The sequence below is a fragment of the Bacillus sp. CPT56D-587-MTF genome, assembly GCF_058792335.1.
The window spans coordinates 64,381-83,392 of the sequence record NZ_JBYTEF010000005.1 but is presented as its reverse complement, the minus strand read 5'-3'; the positions used below and the strand labels follow the sequence as shown (position 1 = coordinate 83,392).

The following is a 19,012-nucleotide window of genomic DNA, read 5'->3' as shown; positions in this document are numbered from 1 at the left end:
GAACAAACGGATTAAAATTTTTGTTAGCTCTTGGGTGTTTCTCTGTATCGATTGATATAACAGGGATAGATGATCTTGAATCATCCCAATGGCTTTATATTCACTTAATTCTCTTTTGTTTTTTTGCAAAAGAAGTTGACGCATCTTAAACATCGTAGAAGAACATATAAAAATGGCAATAAGCCTTCCATACACATGACATTCTAATCGTTCTTTTTTGATATTTTGCCAATGATGAATTTGAAATAAGGATTTCCAAGTTTTAAAGATGATTTCTATTTGCCAGCGAAGGGAGTAAAAGTCATGTATTTGTTCCATCGGAACAATCCCTTCAGGCATATTTGCGACATATATGTTGATACCAGTTAATCGTTTACTCTTTTCTGAAAACGTAATGCCCTTTTTACTTTCCGTATAGGCTTGTTTTTTTCTACGTTCCTGTATCTGTTGTTCTGTTAAACGATAGATAATTACACGCGTGAATAGTTTTTGATTCTTTCCAATGTAAGCTTCTTTTATTTCATATGTTTGACCGGGTTTTAAATTGTTCATAATATGTTCTAAATCAACTTGGATATATTGTGATTGCTTTTTTATAGTTCCGTTTCGAAAGTATTCTGGAAACGGATTTTTTATATATACGGTATGGTTTAATTTTAATCTGGATATATAATAAGCACCTCGTTGATCCATTTGATCTAAGTCTTCCAATGAAAAATATCCTAAATCACGAATACATAGATCACCTGGCCGTAAGGTATCTAAGCATTCTGTTCCAAAGGTCTTATCATTATTTTTTCCTGGACCTACCTGAAAGTTTAAAAATTGACCACTATGTAAGTCATATTCTAATTGAATCTTGATACCTGCTGTTTGTGCGCAACCACCTGATCCAGGATATACATGAGCTAAATGTTTTGGTACTTGGAAAATCGTAGCATCTAAAATACGAATTCGTTGAAAATACGTGATCGCCGCGCTTGAAATGGCCGATGTTTCGCAAATTTTGCTTTTCCATAATGCAGAAAAAATATACTTTAAAAATGTAACAGCTTTCCTATCGAAGCGCTTATTGAGTCCTTCTGGACTCATAAGAGTACCAGTGGCTGCATGTAATTGGCTACATAATCGAACGAGGGAATCGCTCGCTGTACGTTGACTTACCCAGATACAACTGGTAGCTAATTCGTTTCCTGAAAATTTTCGTTTTCTTTTTACAAAACCTAATTCTTTTGCGAGTTCGTCTAAAAGAGAAGGGGTTAAATGACGGTGAAGTTCTTTGGAAAACAATTGTAATTCATCTTGAATCGAAAGATTCATAAAAAAACGTCATCCTTTCCAGTTAGCTTTTTAGAAAGAATAACGTTTTTTTACACTTGGGGGTAGCCTAAATCCTTAAGTTGATGGGCATGTACACATACCCCATAGTTACGAAAAAACAATTTTTAAGGGTTTTAAAGTCTTCAGGGTATTATATAGCGATTATTGGAGTTGTATTCAGTGCATTATATTTGTTGAAATTTGTTATTTTACAGATATTAGGTTCTTTACTAATTATAGCTTTTTTAGCACTTGGTTTCTATTTTTTGGGGTATGTGTTAATCGGTGTTTTTAGTTTGCTAATTATTGTAGGAAGTGTTATATGTACGTTGAGTCTTTTGGTTTATTTTCTTGCGTAGTATCAGAATCCGAAGAAGGAGAAAGGGGAAGTAGCATCATTGAATTTGTAATGATACTACTTCCCTTTTCATCAATAATATTCTTAGCCAGTGTTGCCATCTGCATAACTTACGGTTGTATATTTTGCCTGTTGTGAGTTTTCTGTCATAGGAGAATGCAAACCTAGAGCCATAATTCCCATTGTCATAATCCCCATTAAAATGATCTTCATTTTTTTCATGTTATTTTAGGATCTCCTTTCCGAAATTTTTTTCTTTTGCTTCATAACTTAAAAAGAAATATGTACTAGCTTTTTCAAAGTTTGCTTCAGCATGAAATTTTACAGCTAATAGTTCACTGTATTCTTGTACATACGTCCATAAGTTTTCTCTTTTAAAGTAGTCCATTCCTGCTAATATTTCTTTTTCTAAATATTCTGTTGGATCATTTTTGCATATTCTCTTCATAATCTTAAAACGATATTGATATTCATCGAATCCTAATGATTCAGAAATTTGTAAACCTTCTTGAATAAGTTCAAGTGCAATTTCTGTTTCTTTTAAATTAATTCTTTGTTTAGCCTCAACAAAGAGGGCTTTATAATTTCCCGGCATTTTTTGATTTACTTCTGATAAATATCTTATAGCTAAACTGGATTGTTTTTGTTCTGCATACATTAATCCTATATTCTGACGACTAATTAAAATATCACGCTCACTACCAAAATTGCGGAATAAATCTATGGCTGAAATAAAATATTCCTCTGCTAATTTATATTCTTTCAAGTGAGTACAAGCTAATCCTAAAAGGTTGTCACAATAGGCTATTTTTAGTTCGCAATCGTTATTTTTTAAGAAAATCTCCTTTGCAATTGCAACATATTTTGTAGCCAAAAGCGCCTGGTAAATGTGGTAATGGAATATAGCTAAATTATAGTAAAACTCGGCTTTTTCAAGCTCATCAGGAATATGTATAAGTAAAGATTCTGCTTTGGTATAGTGTTCTTCAGCCAAAGTATAACTACCAATCGCTGTTGAGTGAATAGCTTTGAAAAAGTGATAATAGTATGCTAAGAAGTCTTCTTTTGGGGTTTCAAAAGTTTCAATCATATCAAAACTTTTTTTAGAAATATTTAAATTATTAATCAAATAATCGCATCGAAAATCTAAAAGTGAATAATAAAAAAGTAAACTTTGGTTGTTTTTTAAGTTATCAAGCTGTTTTTCAATTTCTTTTTTTGAATGTATAGATTTTTCTCTGTCTCGTGCACGAATCTGTAAATACCATTGATTTAGTAATTCCGTAAGTTGTTCATTACCTTTTAATTGAACGTTCATATAATCCTCCCCATCATCCCGCAATAAAGGGAATATTCTTATAATATATAATAGCAGATAACAAAATTGTCCATCTTGTTAAGATGTATTTTTCAATATTATTTCGAATATTTAGAATATTTAGAATATTTAGAATTATACATTAATTATAGTAGGATGTTTAGTGAATGTAAACAAAATAATATGAATTTATATTTTTCTCCTTTATAGTATAACATTTACAATCTTTCAATCATTCATGCAATTTTGCATTTCGTTGTCCTGGAATATAATGAAATACAAAAAGTTATATGAAGGATATCTTGTTTTTAGGATATTCATTGTTTTAAGAGGATTCTTTTGTTATGAAAGTACCTTTTTTATTTGTCCTTTTTCGGGTACAAATTCAAAAATGTTTATTGTAAACATATGTATTTAGTGTAGTTGGAATTTAATAAGGAAGGTGACATGGATGAGTCAATATCAGATGTTGTATAATACCCCTTATTTGTATTCTTCACAGACTTTGAAGGGAATGTACAAAAACACCAAAAAGGGAGAAAACATATGTGCAATACAAGAGCATATGCTACGCCATGAAGTATACCTGGACCGACAGTACCGAGGATATTATTATTTAAGTCAAAAAATTGAAGAAGATCTATATGGTGATGAACATGCATTGTCTTGGAATGAACTATTAGAAGATTATCAACTATATAGAGATCGCCAAGGGAATTTGTCTATTAAACCAAAAGGATGGGGCTAACATGACAATCATTGGAGAATTAGGGGTTGTTTATGGTGTGACCGGAGCTTCAGTTTTGGGGATTAAATTACTGAAAAAGAAAGGTCTTTACCTTCCAGGATGGTTGCTACGTGCGGGTCTTAAATGTTTGTTAATAGGGAGTGTTTGGTACGTTCTAATGGATATACTAGATGTATTTCTACGTTAGTATTACATCTGGTAGTTGAAAATGATTATAATAGCGCATCTTAAACGTTTTTTCTAAGCTTCCATACAGGCTCAACTACCTTAAGGAGGTATGGAGGGAATGCTGTCACTTTTATTAATTCCAGCATCCTTTATAACAGTAGCTTACTTTTACAAAAGTAAAGGAATGAGTGATAAGAAAAAAATTGCAACGTTTTTTGAAATTGCAAAGATATGTGTTCAGCATAAAGGTGAATTACAATACCCTATTTTTATAAAAGAAATAGAAGATGACATAAGTATGAATTATGTTTACAAGTTACCACTCGGCGTGCCAAGTCAACTTATCAAAAAATTAGCTGAAGTATTAGAAGAAGGACTATATAAACCTGTTAAAATATCGTTTCATCAAAGAGAGCTTCATATTCGTGTATTTAAGCAACAAATACCTGAAATGTGGAATTGGTCTAAGGATCTGTTAAAAGAGCACACATGGAGAGTTATGATGGGGAAATCATTAGGTAAACACATATATCATGATTTCGAGAAAACACCGCATATGTGCGTGGCGGGTATGACTCGGTTTGGAAAGACAGTATTCCTGAAAAATGTGATGACGAGTTTAATTTTACAACAACCTCAACACGTGAATTTTTTTATTATAGATCTGAAGGAAGGTCTAGAATTTAGTCCTTACAAAGAACTGTCTCAAGTAGTAGAAGTAGCTGAAAATCCGGAACAGGCGTTAGAGATGTTGGTGAAAGTACGTGAAAAGATGGTAAAACAGATTGAAATGATGAAGAAGTCCTATTTTACCAATATCATAGATACGGCCATAAAAAAACGTTGCTTCATCATAGTAGATGAAGGAGCAAATCTTTGTCCTACACAAGGATTACCTAAAAAACAACGGGATGTATTATTTATGTGCCAGGAGATGTTATCTGAAATCGCAAGAATCGGAGGTGGTTTGGGATTCCGGCTCATATTTTGTACGCAATATCCTACTTCGGATACTTTGCCAAGACAGATCAAACAAAATGCTGATGCAAAGCTTGGTTTTCGATTACCAACAGCGGTTGCTTCACAAGTCGCTTTGGATGAGCCAGGTCTTGAGGATCTGCCTTCCCTTCCAGGAAGAGCATTGTTTAAAACAGATCGTACAGAAGAAATTCAAGTACCTTATTTGAAGGATAAAGACATGTGGAATTTACTGAAGCAATACAAGGTGGTGAAACGTAATGAGACATCAAACACTCAAACAGAAAGCGAGACAAATCGAGATTTTATCCACTTTGAGTAAGTTGGATTTTGCAACTAGGAGGCAATTGCAAGCCATCCACTGTCTAGGGAGTATTCGAAATGCAAATCGTGTATTAAAGGATCTACATTCATATTGTCACATTACAAAAATGGCTCGGGAACACGTATATTATTTAAACAAAAAGGGACGGGATTTATTAGGTATTACAAAGGAAGTAAAGAAAAGTAGTCAATTACAGCACATATTAATGCGAAACGAAAGCTGGATGTGGCTTGGGTTTCCAGAATGGAAAACAGAAAGGCCTATCGAGTTTTCAATCAATGGTCAACGGCATCAAATCATTCCTGACGCAATGTATTTTGAGGGGAATGTTCCCCATTTCGTTGAAATAGATCGTATGCAACATATGAAGGCAAACGAGCATAAAATACAGTTATATGGCCATATAACGGATATCTATAAAAGACAGAATGCTATTGTTCCAGTAATTATCTTTTTTACATTATCAAACTATCGGCAATCTAAATTAGAGCAATACGCTATAAAGCAAAATGTATTTATGAGAACATTTGTGATGGAAGATGTTTTTAGTTAATTCATGCCCAAAAATCAGTAGAATCTACACTTTTTCCAGTTAAGTTCCTTAAAGCTTTTATAATGCGATTTGAATTCTTAGTTGTCGGTGATACGCTGTCCAAACTACACAATCGACTGACAGTAGAACGAGTTACACCACTTTTTGAAGAGAGTTCTTCTTGTGTAATTTTATGTCTATCTAAAAAGCGCCCTAAAGCTGATCTAGGTTTAGAATACCAATTCATCAAATTCACTTCCTTATGTGTTTTACTTACAGTTTGTCCAATAATCCCATTTTTTAAAAGTCACTGAAAATAGGAATTTTATTAATAGTTGAGCATAATATTGAATAAGAAATAAAAATAAAAAAATATGTAATAATTTTGTGGAATCTAGCATTCATATAAGTAGCTACAAGTTGCTGATACACTATTCTAATGGCATCTTGTTGCAAAGGGTATGCTAACAAAATAAAAAGCTTAAACCCGTTGATATATAAGGGTTTAAGCTTTTCTATGTTTTGAATGTTAAACATTATATGATTTTTAGAATGAAAGTTTAAAAGTAATTTGAGTCGAAAGACAAAGAATAGTATGTTTTGATTTTTTACTAAACAAATATAAAATTTCACGTACCATATTAGGAACAAAAATGAAACCGGATGAAAAAATAATGAGAATATTATTAAAAATCATACCAAAACACTAGACGGTTAATATAGTGTTTTGGTATACTAAAGGTAGGAGGTGAAAAGTTAGATTGTATATCATTAACAGCAGAGAAGAGCTCCAATCTTTTTTAAAAGATGAAATTTTAACATCGGAAGAAGCAAGGAAAGTGTTACTTATCTCTAAGCAACGTATGTCCCAATTGTTAGCGGAAAATAGGATTATTCCTATTTCTAAAGTTGGGCAGGTAAATTTGTACTGGCGTAAAGATGTTGAGCTTTTAAAACAAGAGTTGGTTCAATCAAGAAAAAAATATAGACCTCAACATCCATCTGAGTAAATAACAGAACGCAAAAAAGTCCTCACAGCCTTGGACAGCAAATCGAGGACTTTTCACAAAAACATTTTCAATTTAGAAAGGATGAGGGAACTATGTTCAACACTTTAAAAATCAAAAATGTTGAGTCCATTATAACACAAACTCAACCAGTAGAGAAAGATGGGGCGGGTATCAAACATGCGATTTCAATGCATTACCGCGCAGTATGTGAATGGTTTGGAATTGAGGATTGCAAAGCATCTCAAATATGGTTTTTCGGATTTTCTGGAGTCTCCATATTTATGATGATTGTTACATATCTAATCGGTGGTATGTGTTATGGTTTCTAAAATTATACTGGACGATACAACAAGATCAACCATATTTGATGCCCTTACTGAAAAACAAAAAGATTTTCTTGAACAATATGTGAAACGTGGAAAAAAAACAGCCTTTGCTAATGTCATGGCTTTAGACAAAGGAATTGTGCTTCCGAATCATGCAACGGACGCTGAAATTCAGACCATTTTAGATGAATGGGTATTAATAGAATACATTGATAATGGCGAAAGAAATGCCAATACACCTTGTGAATGCGGTAGACCACTTCGTTATCAATATATCGTACAGCATCAAACAACAAAAGAAACCAGACGTTTTGGTATCACCCATTTTGCGGAACACACAGGTCTTCCAGCGCACATCGTTAAACAAATCAAAGATGGATTTGCAGCTATTGATTATGAGCGTGACGAGTTACTTATGAAGCTACAGAATCATTGGTGTTTAGAAGATGAGTTGTCCTATCTTCCAGAGGGATTTTCCTTTCCGGCAGACATACATCAACAATTAGATTTAGGGTTGCCACTTTTAGATACGCAATGCAAGCGATTAAGAAAAGAAATATCTCTGTTTTTACAAGAATTGAATACACCTCCAAGGCAAGCGGAACCCATACACGATATAGGGATTGCCTCAGATAGTAACGAGCAAGTTGCTTTAGACTTATTTCAAGAAATCGGTTATTCCATAGAACAACAAGAGAACGTTTCATGGGACTTAACATATGAACATCAAAAGGCAATTGAATATTATCTTCAAAAAGGTGTATCTAGTGCTTGGGTATTATGCGAGCTATTAGTGAAAGAACACAATGCTCCAAAGGGAAGATATGCTACAAGAAAGCCAAAAATGTATGTGCCCGTTTGCATGTACTTAGATGAATTGGTAAAGCGAGGAACTATTAGATTGGTAGAAATTGATGGGAAATTAGATCGGGTGTATCAGAGATAGGGATTTCCAATGTTTATAAAGTTAAAAAACTAATAACCGTATAATGAAAGGGGAAAATACTTATGAAGCAAGAAAAATACAAGGCTATGTTAGATGATGTTGTACAATTTTGTTACCGTAAGAATCCATCAATCATGTTAACAGGTTATGTAGTGAGTGTATTAGAAAACACTGTTATTGTAGATATTTCAAACATGCAACATTCTTTGGATAAAGGTGTCGCTATAAGACAAGTGGTACGTCATGGCAAGTATACAAAGGTTCCTAACGAACAGATGGAACAGGAGGAACCGATTTGTACATTTTCGATGTGAATTATACGGTGAATGGCGAAGTGTATCTGAAGTCGTATTTACTTGCTCAACCAGAGGACGGTTTTCTTTTAAAAGAACAAATTCAGAATCTATTGCACTATGAACAACAAGAACCTGTTGAAATTATATCGACAGATTTAGAGGAGCTGTGATGATGAATACATTCGAAAAACAATTAGAAGAAAAAAAGAGGCAATAAAAAATGGATCGTATTTTTAATCATGCAGTGAATGGAGAAGCATATTTCCATAGTCCATCATATAAGTGGAAAAGTATTGTGTTACAACATTTCAACAAAATACAACGCAAAGAAATGAGCATTGAACAGCTTGTTTCTTTGCTTGAAAAAGAAGGAATTCGGTTCGCACAATCTAAATCTTTAATTCGATATCCTGTTATAGATTGCTTAAAGCATATCGCAAAAATTAGTGGGGCGAACATAGAGTTGTAAAATTGTATAATAAACAAAGATATTCTCAATTTTAGGAGGGGAAAATGGTGGAGTGTGTGACTCGCAACTATCAGATTCGATATACAATTATTGCACCCAGTGGAGAACGATATACGCCCACAGAAATCATGGTATATACTTGTTCTGCTAAAAAGGCTATTGAAGTGGTAAAAGGTGAAATTAAAAGACGTATGGGCACACATTATAAGTTTGAAGTGATATGTGAAAATGAAACAGATATATGCTACGATCAACTCACTTTATTTTAATGTCATATTCGCATCCCTGAAAGTTTTATATTATGATAATAGGATGAAATTAAATAAACCTAATTATTTATCGGAAGTGGAGCGAATCGTTATATGTATCCTAAGTTCATTGACAAAATGGCATTTTCAAAAGCACATAAAGAGTTATTAATTAAGCTATATAACAAAGAAATTACAAGAAGTGAGTATAACCATTTGGTAGATACATTATATCGTCCACAACCCAAAAAAGTTGTACAGTAAGTTGCAGTAAGTTTTATATATAGAATAAATTTTTATGTTTTGATAAAGGGGGAAAACAAAATGATTCAACTGACGGTGAAAGGAAAACCTTCTCATGTTCGCCATCTGGCCAATGATCCAGAATATTTATTTGCAATGGAATTTCATGATCTTACAAAACAAACGACACGTATCGGTAAGGAAAACGTTGCTGTTAAAGTAACAACATTAATTCGTCCCGAACAGTGGAAGCAACTACTACAAATGATTGCGGATGGAGGAGATACTTTGTCTGGTTCTGGTGCAAAAAGATTCGAGGAATTGCAAGTAATCTCTAAACCTTGGACATACTGATATTATTACTCTATAAAAGGTGTGTGATCAGTATGAAAAAGAACAATTTGTTTAAATGGAAGCATTACCAACCAGATATCATTTTATTAACTGTACGTTGGTACCTACGGTACAATCTAAGTTTTCGAGATTTGGTGGAAATGATGGAAGAAAGAGGATTATCTTTAGCTCATACAACGATTATGCGCTGGGTCCATCAATACGGACCAGAACTGGATAAACGGATCCGACGTCATTTGAAACAAACAGATGATTCCTGGCGAGTGGATGAAACATATATAAAAGTAAAAGGGCAATGGATGTATTTATACCGTGCGGTTGATTCTGAAGGAAATACGATTGACTTCTATCTCAGTAAAACTAGAAATCATAAGGCCGCAAAGCGATTCTTTAAGAAGGCTTTGCAGTCTTTTCATGTCTCAAAACCTCGTACAATCACAATTGATAAAAATCCTGCCTATCCAGTTGCCATCACTAAATTAAAGAAAGAGAAAAAAGTGCCGTTAGGCACTCAAATTCGACAGATAAAATATCTAAATAACGTAGTGGAGCAAGACCATCGGTTCATTAAAAAACGTGTACGCTCTATGTTAGGATTTAAATCTTTTGGCACAGCTACATGTATTCTTGCAGGAGTAGAAGCCATGCATATGATAAAAAAAGAACAGGTTGATTTACGGGATCAGTCTGTTCAAAATCAAAAAGAATTTATTCATCAACTATTCGGATTAACAGCGTAAAGAACGATTCCGATAGGAACCCCCATTGCCCTTTGGAATGTGTCCTTTATTTGCACCAGAACCTAAAAAAGCATGAATCCCAATGATTTCATGCTTCTGTAGTCTGATAGACAGCTACATATTTAGTTGTTTACTGCTTCTTTTAATTGTTTACCGGCTTTAAAGGCAGGTGCTTTTTTTGCAGGAATGATAAGAGATTCTCCCGTACTTGGATTTCGCCCTTCTCGTGCAGCACGTTCTCGGACCTCGAATGTACCGAAGCCAATTAGCTGGACATTGTCACCTTTTTGTAGTGTTTGCTGGATGGATTCTAATACGGTATCTACTGCTAGGCTTGCTTGTGGTCTTTTTAATCCTGTTTCCATCGCTACCTTTTGAATTAATTCTGTTTTATTCATAAAACACCTCTTATTGTCATGATTATTATCTTAGTATAAGGCGAGAATGAAAACGGTGCAAGGTAGTTTGTAAGTGTAACAGATCAGATTCTTTGCGAACGAGAAAACGTGTACATGAGAAAGTACCCTAAAAAGAGAATGAGGCGAAAGAAAATGACAAATATTTTTTACATGGAGCTCAATGATCTTGATCATGAACTCGAACGAAGTGCGGAAATACTGAGGGTATTGGCACATCCTGTCCGTCTACAAATTGTACATCAATTAGTCAGGAAACAGACTTTAAATGTGACCGAATTACAACAGATTTTGAAATTGCCGCAATCTACGGTTTCACAACATCTTCATAAAATGAGAAATCATAAAGTGTTATCACATGAACGCAAAGGAACAGAAGTATTTTATCGAGTGGACGATAAACAAGTGAAACAAGCGCTTTACGTACTGATGGGCTAAACAGCTAGTTTCGTGTATCTGCCTAGTTATGTACGGATATAAAAATAAAACGAGAAGAGGGGGCTTCTATGGGTGGGAATGTATATTACACATGTATCACGGTTCTGTTGCAAAGTTTTCTAAGCGAAGTTAAAATATAAGGAAAATGATTCGAGGAGCATGATACATGAGATATTTTAAAGGAAAACAGTTCAAAAAAGATATTATTTTGGTAGCCGTCGGCTACTACTGTCGTTTTTCTTTAAGCTATCGTGATGTCTCTGAAATTTTAAAAGAGCGTGGAGTCTCAGTTCATCCAACAACCATTATGCGCTGGGTTCATGAATACGGTAATCTTATTTATCAAATCTGGAAAAAGAAAAATAACATAGCAAGATTATCTTGGCATTTGGATGAAACCTATATAAGAGTAAAAGGAGAATGGCGTTACTTATATCGTGCGATCGATAAAGACGGGCACACCTTGGACATTCAACTTCGTAAAAAACGAGACAACAAGGCTGCATACGCCTTTATGAAACGATTAGTGAAAACGTTTGGAGAACCAACAGTTCTCACTACAGACAAAGCTCCAGCCTTACTTTGCGCGTTCAAAAAATTAAGGGAAAACGGCTTTTATAAACATACAACCCACTGTACAATCAAACATTTAAATAATCTTATTGAACAGGATCATAGGCATGTAAAACGACGCTTTGCCAAATCCGCAGGATTTCAAAATCTTCGGCATGCCTCACGTACAATCAAAGGAATTGAAACTGTTCATGCTTTATATAAGAAAAACAGGAGCTTAAAATCAGACTCCTGTTTTTCAACGCGCAGTGAATTACAAAAATTATTTATAGTTGCATAATAGTTAGTGACAAATCTCTCATCTCGTTTGATGTTAAGAAACTTTGCAACAGAACCACAAAAAAACATAGTATACATGAAAAGGACTGATAATTCCATCAAGGAGATGTTATAAAAAGATAGGTGCATCTTTTCGTTTGGCGCAGGTAAATCACATAGATACGAAATACTTAGATAAACAGTACTTGTATTTTGGACTGATTTGATTATACTAAACAAAAAAAGAAAGGAGTACATCCATTCCTATAAGAATGGACTGGATGACATAGCTTATGTTTACGCATCAACGACAACAAGAAATTATCAACATGCTATTACAAGATCCAAGGTGGCATACATTGGAAGAACTTGCAGCACAGGTTCACTGTGCAGTGAAAACCGTTCGAAGAGATTTACACTATTTAAAAGATCAACTCCCACCCGAATGGCACATCCATCTAATGAAAGGAAAAGGTGTGAAATTACACAAACCACCACATTCGTCTCAAACCAGCATATATTCTTTCTTTCAACGAGAAGATATGCAATTTCGCGTGCTAAATCAACTATTTCAAGGACAGACTCATACAATCACGCAATTAGCTGATTCGTTATATGTACAAGTATCTACCTTATCTCCGGTTCTCTGTCGTGTGCAAAGATATCTCCGCCATTTTGATGTAAATCTGCATAAGAGGCCCTTACGTATTGTGGGGATAGAAGCACATATTGTATATATGTTTTACGAGTTATACTTTACCACATATGGATGGGAAGAATGGCCTTTCCCTGACGAAATAGATGTTTTTTCTTATATTACACAAATGGAACAAACACTAGATATTCAATTTTATCCTATTTATAAACAACGACTCGCCTATTTACTAGCTGTTGCGATTCAACGAAAAAAACAGGGGTATGACATGAAAATATTGCCGATTCATGAGGCGCTAATTATGAAGACCCCGTTGTATCATAAAATAAAAAAGCTCCCTGCAGTCTTATGCGACGTTTCATTGACAAGAATCGATCGCGTTTTTATGACAATCGCTGTAAATTGTTGTATGTTCGTTCCTTCTAATCGAAAGCAGTATAAACAAGACGTGCTACAACATTTTTATGAAGGAACCTCCACTGTGTATCAGTATGCGCAGGAGTTAGTAGAACGATTAGAAAAAAAGTTTGAAATGCCTTTTCATCAAGATGAAGAATTTTTGTTTTGTTTATTACAGTATCTTAGACAAATTTCCTACCGAAATCAGTTTATTCCTACCCTTACCTCTCCTTCGGCTGATTGGCAGGAGCAAATTAAACAGAAATATAAACGAACGTTTCAAAAAGTTCGTGCTGTTTATACAGCATGGGTGCAAGAATACCCTTTTTTGTATCAGGCTACGGAAGAAGATATCCTAACCATTACACTTCAATTAGAAGCAACATTCCAGTTATCGCAAACCTATCGTAAAAAGGTCCTCTTGTATTTGGGAGATTCTATTCTATGGAAACGATATATACAAGGTGTACTCTATCATGAATTTGGGACCACTTTATCCATTGTACCCGAAGAAGTGTTAGATATTCACCAATATGATGTACAACAGTTAGGGATAGATGGGATTATCAGTACCATTCCATTAGACGAAAGGAATCTCCCTATTTTTCAAATATCAGTGGTTCCCACTCAAAGAGAATTAGATGATATTCAAGCATTCTTACACGAAAAGTAAAGCCTCTTTTATGAGAACGATATCATAAATGTATAAAAATTACACTTGTTACAAGAACTTTTCGTACATGGTTGTTTTTGCCCAAATCCCCGAAATGGGGGAATAAGCTTATGTTATTTAGACGTTGTACCCAGTGTCAAAAAGTACACCTTATGACATAGCTAAAAAACTAGATTTTTTTGTTTCAAAAATACAACTTAATAACATTTGAAACGCGTCAATTAAATTGTATATGTTTTGAAATACATATTTCAAAAGCAACTTAAAACCCTTATTTATCAGGATTTTTCACGCTATGTTTTTCTTATTCCCCCTTTTCGAGGGGATGGGCAAAAACACCCTACATATCGATACCTTTCCTTTTCGATATAATGAATATCTCTACAATAAATATTATTTTTCACATCACCTATTTGATAAGTACCAAAAGAAACGGACAATATAAGCATAAGGCGTATATTGTCTTTTTTATGTGGATTCAATCATGCGGAAAAATCGTTGGTAGGTATTCATGCTCGAAAAAACAAAATGTAAATAAAACATAAAAAGGAACGAAGAATGAAACGAATTTTATATTTATGTATCGTAACTGTTTAGTGCAAAATAAAAGTACAGAGTCGAGCAACGATTTTGTACATAGATAAAGTGCATAAAAAAAGGCTTGTCAGCTCTTAATAAATCCCTTACTGTTTTCGTTACCACACGAAACAGGAGGACTAGAAAGGATGCTAACAATGCCTGAAATTCATTATATCAAACATTTAAGAGAAAATGATGACTTAAGTATTTCTGAAATTGCAAGAAAACTAGGAAATAATTGGAGAACTGTCAAAAAGTATACTGATGAAGAAGTGTATCCTTCGGATACTGGTCCAGTTTGTACAAAAACAGGAATGATGTCTGATAGTGAGTTTGGTGAAATTGTAGATTTATGGTTAGAGGAAGATAGTAAGCTTCGCCGTAAGGAACGAAGAACAAGTAAAAAGATATTTAATCAATTAAAAACAGAATATAAGTTTCAAGGTTCGTATCGAACCGTATGTGATTATATCTAACATTGAAGACCACAAATAAAAACAGCAAAAGAAAAACGTTACGAACAATTAGAACATCCTCCTGGAGAAGCACAAGTTGATTTTGGAAATATGACAGTTGTCAAAGATGGCGCAATAAAGATATTAAAGTACTATTGTTAAGCTTTCCCCATAGCAATACAGCATTTGCTTATCCATTACCAGCTGAAAATAAGGAATGCTTTTTAGAAGGCTTAAAACAATACATACATAGAAAACGAAATATTTTTCATTGTTTGATACATATACTTCTATCACAGCAACTTGTATAGCATATCCAATAGAAGCTGACAATCCTTGCACCGCTATTAATTGAGAAAATAATACAACGCGTGGTTAGCCACTAACCAATGGCCATCCCGTTTGTATAATAGTAAATGGATTTACCCTTTCATGGCATGCACAGTACTTTAAAATAGTTGTACTTTACTTTCTTTTATGCATTGAGGAGCAATAAGGGGTCACCATATCAAAAAAAGAAAATTGTACTTTAGGAATCGGTTATTAATGTTGCAAATCTTTTACTAAACTTATTTATAATGACTTAATTTATTTACATTGGCATACCTGGTAAAAACTTAGCTATGAATACAATAATGGCCGCTAAGAAGAACGCTTTAATAATGAATAGAATAATAATTGGAATCGATGCTTTCACTTTGCTTAATCCAGCTGCGATATGTAATCCAAACCAAATTAAGACTAAATTCCATACAGGGTGTTTTTGCCCAAATCCCCGAAATGGGGGAATAAGCTTATGCTATTTAGACGTTGTACTTTTTGATATAGTTAAAAAACTGATTTTTTGTGTCAAAAATACAACTTAATAATATTTGAAGCATGTCAATACAATTGTATATATTTTGACATATATATTTTAAAAGTAACATAAAACCCTTATTTATCAGGGTTTTCATGCTATATTTTTCTTATTTCCCCTTTTCGAGGGGATGAGCAAAGATATCCAAATATTTAACGAAAGGATTTTCTTCTTATCAATACGAACAACTAGATACATTACTTTATACTCATGAAGAGAACAAAAGTTCACTTTCATCCTGGTTACGTCAACTACCGGGTGTTATAGCGATTAAAAATTTTCATGAAATTTTGGATCGATTAGAGTTTCTTCAAAGTTTAGATTTACCTTTAGATAATGGGAAAGAAATTCATCAGAATAGATTAATACAAATGGCCCGTGAGGGCTCTCGTTATTCTATACAACATTTATCTAGGTTTAATGAGAGGAAACGATATGCAACGATCATGGCATTCCTTATCCATATCTATGCTTTTTTAACTGATCAAGGTTTAGATATGTTTGCAAAACTAATGGGGCGAATGTTTAACCGTGGAGAAAATAAACATAATAAACTATTTCAAAAAGATGGGAAATCAATAAATGAAAAAGTTAGACTTTATGTCGAAATAGGAAAAGCATTAATTAAAGCAAAAGAATTAGAAACCGATCCTTTCGAAGCTGTACAATCTATTATATCTTGGGAGAAATTTATTCACTCTGTACATGAGGCTGAAAGCTTAGCTAGACCAATAGAATTTGATTATCTAGATTTGCTCGATAATCATTATGGACATTTTCGTAAAATGGCTCCGCGTTTACTCAATAGATATGTGTTTAAAGCTTCTTCAACCAGCCAAACTGTATTACAAGCATTAGAAATATTATATGAGATTCATGTAAAGAAGAAAAATGGGAATAGTGGTGTCGTAGAAATCATAGCGATTTTTGAATTGAAAGATGGGAAAATTTTACGTTGTAATGAACTAACTCGTTCCTTACAACCTGATGATGAAAGGGATGTATTTGGTGAAAAAAACCATCATTGTGTTCAATATTGGTTATATAAGCACAAAAAGACTACGATAGGCAAAAATGTATATTTAAATCCTGCTTATTGTTTGAATGAACAAGCGAAGACAGTCATATAAAAATTTTATTTCACAAGAAATACTACCTGTATTGTGAGATTAAACAAGAAGGATACACCTTTGATATTCAACTTTGTAAAACAAGGGCTCTCATCAAGCCGTATTCCAAACATCTCTTGTTCGACGTACTAGGAATAACAGCAAGTATTCAGAATTTCTTAAACGATAACCATATTTTGTACAAGATATTCGTTTTTTAAAATTTTGCAACAAACCTCAAAATTAAAATATTTAAGTATACCAAAAGAAGAGTTTGAATATTTCTCCTTTGGTACATGATAAAAACACGGATGGATTTTTTCCTTATAAAAATAGATGTGTATGGATGTGGCAGTAAGATGAATATGTCATTTTTATTTTTTAGCATTGGTTCTGTAACCCAAATAAATTTGTATACAATTCTATTTTAGGTGTTACCATACTACCAACCCAAAAGGGGATATAAAAGTCTAGGTGTCTTTTGTATGTACAAAAAAGTAACGTTTTAAAATGATAGACAGGTGAAATCAAATGAAATTATTATATGTAAAAAGAATGTTAATTGGATGCATCGTATTCTTTTTAGGCAGTGGATGTCTCCCTAAAACAATCATTGATGATGTAAATCTTGTGCAAGCGGTCATATTTGAAGCATATAAAAAACAAATACGGATGACGTTTATTGCTCCTCAACGTACAAAAGGAAATAAAGTACAAATATTTCAAAGTACTGCGCATTCCATGAAAGGAGCAAAACAACTTGCAAATATACAAGCGGGACGTCCACTGGTGAGTGGCCAACTACGCGTTGCATTATTTTCTCAATCATTAGCGGAGCAAGGATTGTCTGCGTCTATTGATGTATTAACGAGGGAAGCTTCTATTGGACATGCTTTACAAATTGCCATTATAGAAGGAGATGTAAAAAAATTCGTCACCTACCCGTATCAAACAACGGAAAATGTTTCGCTTTATTTGTATCGATTGTTAAATCATAATATGGATCAAGGAGTATTGCCTCATATGAATTTACATGCCAGTAGCTTTAAATTTTATCAAGAAGGAAGTGACACATTTTTCCCCATTGTGAGGCATACAAATGGAAAAATACATATTACTGGAGTCGCTTTATTTAAAAGGGAAAAGATGGTTGGAGAGGTAAAAGCGAAGGACTTATTTATTTTCAAAGGTTTGTTAGAAAAGCACGCTTTTGATATGCATACCTTTTCTTACGGTTCGAATTCTATTGTCATACAAAATATTGTATCTCAACCAAAGTACACACTAAAAACATATAAAGGAACACCCGCTTTCTTCATTGATGTTCATATAAAAGGGCGTATACAAGAAATCACAGGTAATGAAAATTTGCAGCAACGGCATGTTGTCAAACGTATAGAACAAGCAATAGAACAAGATTTAAAACGAAAAAGTCAATATTTGATTCAGCAATTCCAAGTATTGCATACAGATCCGTTAGGATTAGGAAAGAAGTGGAAAGAAATAAATCGATCGTTTCAAGAAAAAGAATGGGAAGAACAGTATCCGAATTTCTCTATTCATACATCTTATCATGTCACACTTACAAATTCTGGTGTTATAGAATAAGAACAAGTAATACATCTTCCTTCATTTTATGTAAATCATTTTTCTATTATAGTGAGGAAAGAGGACAAATATCTGTAATCAGGTATACGCTCGTCTTGCGCCTTTGTGTAAATACGTGATGCTTTCTTAACTCTTAAATATGTAATTATGCATATTTTTCATTTTGAGACTATTTTTTATTGAGAAAAAATCCAAGTATACTTATACTAAAAAATATCCTTTTAGAAGGAAAGGGGGCATATATATGACGCTTACACTTACTCTATTCACACTTTGGGGAATTGCTCTTCCTCTTTTAAAAGCCGTGATGTCATAAGTGATGTTGCAACATATCATTAACGTTTAAGGGATTCTGGATAATTGCTGTCATTCCTTGTACGTCACAAAAGAGAAGTTGGAATGTGACTTCTCTTTTGTTTGTATATAGCATAAATGTTTTCTCTTCCTTTTCTTGTACGAGAAGCCTAACAAAGAGTTTGATATGGACAATGGTCCCAAAAACTATCAAGGGAATCCCCTTAACACGTGTTGTGGATTCGTCAAATTTCGCAAGGATGATTCAAAATACAAGGTATGCACTAAAGCGCTTCGTGCAATCCTTATATAAATAG

22 protein-coding genes and 4 pseudogenes are annotated in these 19,012 nt (G+C 33.7%); 19 read left to right on the top strand and 7 right to left on the bottom strand.

What is annotated here, in order from left to right; genetic code table 11:
• The 3 genes from AC3WVZ_RS33035 to AC3WVZ_RS33025 all read right to left on the bottom strand — a co-directional run.
• Positions 1 to 1,320, bottom strand: a 1,320-nt coding sequence (locus tag AC3WVZ_RS33035) for an IS4 family transposase (RefSeq protein ID WP_492310917.1), incomplete at its 3' end; no start/stop codon positions are given.
• Positions 1,321 to 1,762: 442 nt separating this feature from the next.
• Positions 1,763 to 1,900: a Phr family secreted Rap phosphatase inhibitor gene (locus AC3WVZ_RS33030; RefSeq protein WP_086413261.1), complete on the bottom strand. Its 138-nt coding sequence runs from the start codon at positions 1,898 to 1,900 to the stop codon at positions 1,763 to 1,765.
• A gap of 1 nt (position 1,901) precedes the next feature.
• Positions 1,902 to 2,996 (bottom strand): Rap family tetratricopeptide repeat protein, encoded by a 1,095-nt coding sequence (locus AC3WVZ_RS33025; protein ID WP_233937041.1) that lies wholly within the window; start codon positions 2,994 to 2,996, stop codon positions 1,902 to 1,904.
• A 451-nt stretch (positions 2,997 to 3,447) separates the two neighbouring features.
• Here AC3WVZ_RS33025 and AC3WVZ_RS33020 point away from each other — a divergent pair, with 451 nt between their 5' ends.
• The 4 genes from AC3WVZ_RS33020 (at position 3,448) to AC3WVZ_RS33005 (ending at position 5,768) form a co-directional block, all read left to right on the top strand.
• A complete protein-coding gene (locus tag AC3WVZ_RS33020; protein WP_086413262.1) occupies positions 3,448 to 3,744 on the top strand; it encodes a hypothetical protein in 297 nt (98 codons plus the stop codon).
• 1 nt (position 3,745) lies between these two features.
• Entirely contained in the window at positions 3,746 to 3,931 is a 186-nt protein-coding gene (locus tag AC3WVZ_RS33015; protein ID WP_042891009.1) for a hypothetical protein, read from the top strand.
• 99 nt (positions 3,932 to 4,030) lie between these two features.
• On the top strand, positions 4,031 to 5,212 hold the full coding sequence (locus tag AC3WVZ_RS33010; protein WP_233937076.1) for an FtsK/SpoIIIE domain-containing protein: 1,182 nt from the start codon (positions 4,031 to 4,033) through the stop codon (positions 5,210 to 5,212).
• Positions 5,151 to 5,768 carry a replication-relaxation family protein gene (locus AC3WVZ_RS33005; protein ID WP_098679026.1) on the top strand — a complete coding sequence of 206 codons (618 nt, stop codon included), beginning with the start codon at positions 5,151 to 5,153 and terminating at the stop codon, positions 5,766 to 5,768. The genes AC3WVZ_RS33010 and AC3WVZ_RS33005 overlap by 62 nt, the downstream gene beginning before the upstream one ends.
• A gap of 1 nt (position 5,769) precedes the next feature.
• Here AC3WVZ_RS33005 and AC3WVZ_RS33000 read toward each other — a convergent pair whose 3' ends face one another.
• Positions 5,770 to 5,994 (bottom strand): helix-turn-helix domain-containing protein, encoded by a 225-nt coding sequence (locus AC3WVZ_RS33000; protein ID WP_002187909.1) that lies wholly within the window; start codon positions 5,992 to 5,994, stop codon positions 5,770 to 5,772.
• 514 nt (positions 5,995 to 6,508) lie between these two features.
• Here AC3WVZ_RS33000 and AC3WVZ_RS32995 point away from each other — a divergent pair.
• The 9 genes from AC3WVZ_RS32995 (at position 6,509) to AC3WVZ_RS32955 (ending at position 10,379) form a co-directional block, all read left to right on the top strand.
• Positions 6,509 to 6,757, top strand: coding sequence for a DNA-binding protein (locus tag AC3WVZ_RS32995; RefSeq protein WP_233937040.1), 249 nt, complete (start codon positions 6,509 to 6,511; stop codon positions 6,755 to 6,757).
• 92 nt (positions 6,758 to 6,849) lie between these two features.
• Positions 6,850 to 7,086, top strand: a complete 237-nt coding sequence (locus AC3WVZ_RS32990) for a hypothetical protein (RefSeq protein WP_233937039.1) — start codon at positions 6,850 to 6,852, stop codon at positions 7,084 to 7,086.
• The gene (locus tag AC3WVZ_RS32985; RefSeq protein WP_233937038.1) at positions 7,076 to 8,029 is read left to right on the top strand and encodes a DUF3895 domain-containing protein; all 954 of its coding nucleotides are present in this window, start codon (positions 7,076 to 7,078) and stop codon (positions 8,027 to 8,029) included. The genes AC3WVZ_RS32990 and AC3WVZ_RS32985 overlap by 11 nt, the downstream gene beginning before the upstream one ends.
• 62 nt (positions 8,030 to 8,091) lie before the next feature.
• Positions 8,092 to 8,343: a DUF2187 family protein gene (locus AC3WVZ_RS32980; protein ID WP_233937037.1), complete on the top strand. Its 252-nt coding sequence runs from the start codon at positions 8,092 to 8,094 to the stop codon at positions 8,341 to 8,343.
• Entirely contained in the window at positions 8,325 to 8,495 is a 171-nt protein-coding gene (locus tag AC3WVZ_RS32975) for a hypothetical protein (protein WP_233937036.1), read from the top strand. Before AC3WVZ_RS32980 ends, AC3WVZ_RS32975 begins: the two co-directional genes overlap by 19 nt.
• 50 nt (positions 8,496 to 8,545) lie before the next feature.
• Positions 8,546 to 8,794 carry a hypothetical protein gene (locus AC3WVZ_RS32970; RefSeq protein ID WP_233937035.1) on the top strand — a complete coding sequence of 83 codons (249 nt, stop codon included), beginning with the start codon at positions 8,546 to 8,548 and terminating at the stop codon, positions 8,792 to 8,794.
• Between the two features lie 44 nt (positions 8,795 to 8,838).
• The gene (locus AC3WVZ_RS32965) at positions 8,839 to 9,063 is read left to right on the top strand and encodes a hypothetical protein (RefSeq protein WP_233937034.1); all 225 of its coding nucleotides are present in this window, start codon (positions 8,839 to 8,841) and stop codon (positions 9,061 to 9,063) included.
• Between the two features lie 303 nt (positions 9,064 to 9,366).
• Entirely contained in the window at positions 9,367 to 9,639 is a 273-nt protein-coding gene (locus AC3WVZ_RS32960) for a hypothetical protein (RefSeq protein ID WP_233937032.1), read from the top strand.
• A 32-nt stretch (positions 9,640 to 9,671) separates the two neighbouring features.
• A complete protein-coding gene (locus AC3WVZ_RS32955; protein ID WP_233937030.1) occupies positions 9,672 to 10,379 on the top strand; it encodes an IS6 family transposase in 708 nt (235 codons plus the stop codon).
• Positions 10,380 to 10,501: 122 nt separating this feature from the next.
• Here AC3WVZ_RS32955 and AC3WVZ_RS32950 read toward each other — a convergent pair whose 3' ends face one another.
• Positions 10,502 to 10,777 (bottom strand): HU family DNA-binding protein, encoded by a 276-nt coding sequence (locus AC3WVZ_RS32950; protein ID WP_078188017.1) that lies wholly within the window; start codon positions 10,775 to 10,777, stop codon positions 10,502 to 10,504.
• Between the two features lie 153 nt (positions 10,778 to 10,930).
• On the opposite strand from AC3WVZ_RS32950, the gene AC3WVZ_RS32945 reads away from it, so the two are divergent.
• The 4 genes and pseudogenes from AC3WVZ_RS32945 to AC3WVZ_RS32930 form a co-directional block, all read left to right on the top strand.
• Complete coding sequence (locus AC3WVZ_RS32945) at positions 10,931 to 11,233, top strand: ArsR/SmtB family transcription factor (protein ID WP_078188018.1); 303 nt, start codon at positions 10,931 to 10,933, stop codon at positions 11,231 to 11,233.
• Between the two features lie 166 nt (positions 11,234 to 11,399).
• Positions 11,400 to 12,086: an IS6 family transposase gene (locus tag AC3WVZ_RS32940; protein WP_233937029.1), complete on the top strand. Its 687-nt coding sequence runs from the start codon at positions 11,400 to 11,402 to the stop codon at positions 12,084 to 12,086.
• A gap of 271 nt (positions 12,087 to 12,357) precedes the next feature.
• Positions 12,358 to 13,791, top strand: coding sequence for a BglG family transcription antiterminator (locus AC3WVZ_RS32935; RefSeq protein WP_233937028.1), 1,434 nt, complete (start codon positions 12,358 to 12,360; stop codon positions 13,789 to 13,791).
• A 725-nt stretch (positions 13,792 to 14,516) separates the two neighbouring features.
• Positions 14,517 to 15,079: pseudogene (locus AC3WVZ_RS32930) on the top strand (transposase); the annotation flags it as partial.
• Between the two features lie 338 nt (positions 15,080 to 15,417).
• Here AC3WVZ_RS32930 and AC3WVZ_RS32925 read toward each other — a convergent pair.
• Positions 15,418 to 15,579 (bottom strand): annotated as a pseudogene (locus AC3WVZ_RS32925) (YknW family membrane protein); the annotation flags it as partial.
• Between the two features lie 242 nt (positions 15,580 to 15,821).
• Between AC3WVZ_RS32925 and AC3WVZ_RS32920 the strand changes: the two are divergent.
• Together AC3WVZ_RS32920 and AC3WVZ_RS32915 are read left to right on the top strand one after the other, a co-directional pair.
• Positions 15,822 to 16,574 (top strand): annotated as a pseudogene (locus AC3WVZ_RS32920) (Tn3 family transposase); the annotation flags it as partial.
• Between the two features lie 750 nt (positions 16,575 to 17,324).
• Complete coding sequence (locus AC3WVZ_RS32915) at positions 17,325 to 18,401, top strand: Ger(x)C family spore germination protein (protein WP_098487799.1); 1,077 nt, start codon at positions 17,325 to 17,327, stop codon at positions 18,399 to 18,401.
• Between the two features lie 366 nt (positions 18,402 to 18,767).
• Here the strand turns inward: AC3WVZ_RS32915 and AC3WVZ_RS32910 are convergent.
• Positions 18,768 to 18,865, bottom strand: a pseudogene (locus tag AC3WVZ_RS32910) (IS6 family transposase); the annotation flags it as partial.
• Positions 18,866 to 19,012: the final 147 nt, after the last annotated feature.

Excerpts from the sequence above, each read along its gene's own strand:
- AC3WVZ_RS33030 (WP_086413261.1), bottom strand. The coding sequence starts at position 1,900 with ATGAAAAAAATGAAGATCATTTTAATGGGGATTATGACAATGGGAATT.
- AC3WVZ_RS33025 (WP_233937041.1), bottom strand. The coding sequence starts at position 2,996 with ATGAACGTTCAATTAAAAGGTAATGAACAACTTACGGAATTACTAAAT.
- AC3WVZ_RS33020 (WP_086413262.1), top strand. The coding sequence starts at position 3,448 with ATGAGTCAATATCAGATGTTGTATAATACCCCTTATTTGTATTCTTCA.
- AC3WVZ_RS33015 (WP_042891009.1), top strand. The coding sequence starts at position 3,746 with ATGACAATCATTGGAGAATTAGGGGTTGTTTATGGTGTGACCGGAGCT.
- AC3WVZ_RS33010 (WP_233937076.1), top strand. The coding sequence starts at position 4,031 with ATGCTGTCACTTTTATTAATTCCAGCATCCTTTATAACAGTAGCTTAC.
- AC3WVZ_RS33005 (WP_098679026.1), top strand. The coding sequence starts at position 5,151 with ATGAGACATCAAACACTCAAACAGAAAGCGAGACAAATCGAGATTTTA.
- AC3WVZ_RS33000 (WP_002187909.1), bottom strand. The coding sequence starts at position 5,994 with ATGAATTGGTATTCTAAACCTAGATCAGCTTTAGGGCGCTTTTTAGAT.
- AC3WVZ_RS32990 (WP_233937039.1), top strand. The coding sequence starts at position 6,850 with ATGTTCAACACTTTAAAAATCAAAAATGTTGAGTCCATTATAACACAA.
- AC3WVZ_RS32985 (WP_233937038.1), top strand. The coding sequence starts at position 7,076 with ATGGTTTCTAAAATTATACTGGACGATACAACAAGATCAACCATATTT.
- AC3WVZ_RS32980 (WP_233937037.1), top strand. The coding sequence starts at position 8,092 with ATGAAGCAAGAAAAATACAAGGCTATGTTAGATGATGTTGTACAATTT.
- AC3WVZ_RS32970 (WP_233937035.1), top strand. The coding sequence starts at position 8,546 with ATGGATCGTATTTTTAATCATGCAGTGAATGGAGAAGCATATTTCCAT.
- AC3WVZ_RS32965 (WP_233937034.1), top strand. The coding sequence starts at position 8,839 with ATGGTGGAGTGTGTGACTCGCAACTATCAGATTCGATATACAATTATT.
- AC3WVZ_RS32960 (WP_233937032.1), top strand. The coding sequence starts at position 9,367 with ATGATTCAACTGACGGTGAAAGGAAAACCTTCTCATGTTCGCCATCTG.
- AC3WVZ_RS32955 (WP_233937030.1), top strand. The coding sequence starts at position 9,672 with ATGAAAAAGAACAATTTGTTTAAATGGAAGCATTACCAACCAGATATC.
- AC3WVZ_RS32950 (WP_078188017.1), bottom strand. The coding sequence starts at position 10,777 with ATGAATAAAACAGAATTAATTCAAAAGGTAGCGATGGAAACAGGATTA.
- AC3WVZ_RS32945 (WP_078188018.1), top strand. The coding sequence starts at position 10,931 with ATGACAAATATTTTTTACATGGAGCTCAATGATCTTGATCATGAACTC.
- AC3WVZ_RS32940 (WP_233937029.1), top strand. The coding sequence starts at position 11,400 with ATGAGATATTTTAAAGGAAAACAGTTCAAAAAAGATATTATTTTGGTA.
- AC3WVZ_RS32935 (WP_233937028.1), top strand. The coding sequence starts at position 12,358 with ATGTTTACGCATCAACGACAACAAGAAATTATCAACATGCTATTACAA.
- AC3WVZ_RS32915 (WP_098487799.1), top strand. The coding sequence starts at position 17,325 with ATGAAATTATTATATGTAAAAAGAATGTTAATTGGATGCATCGTATTC.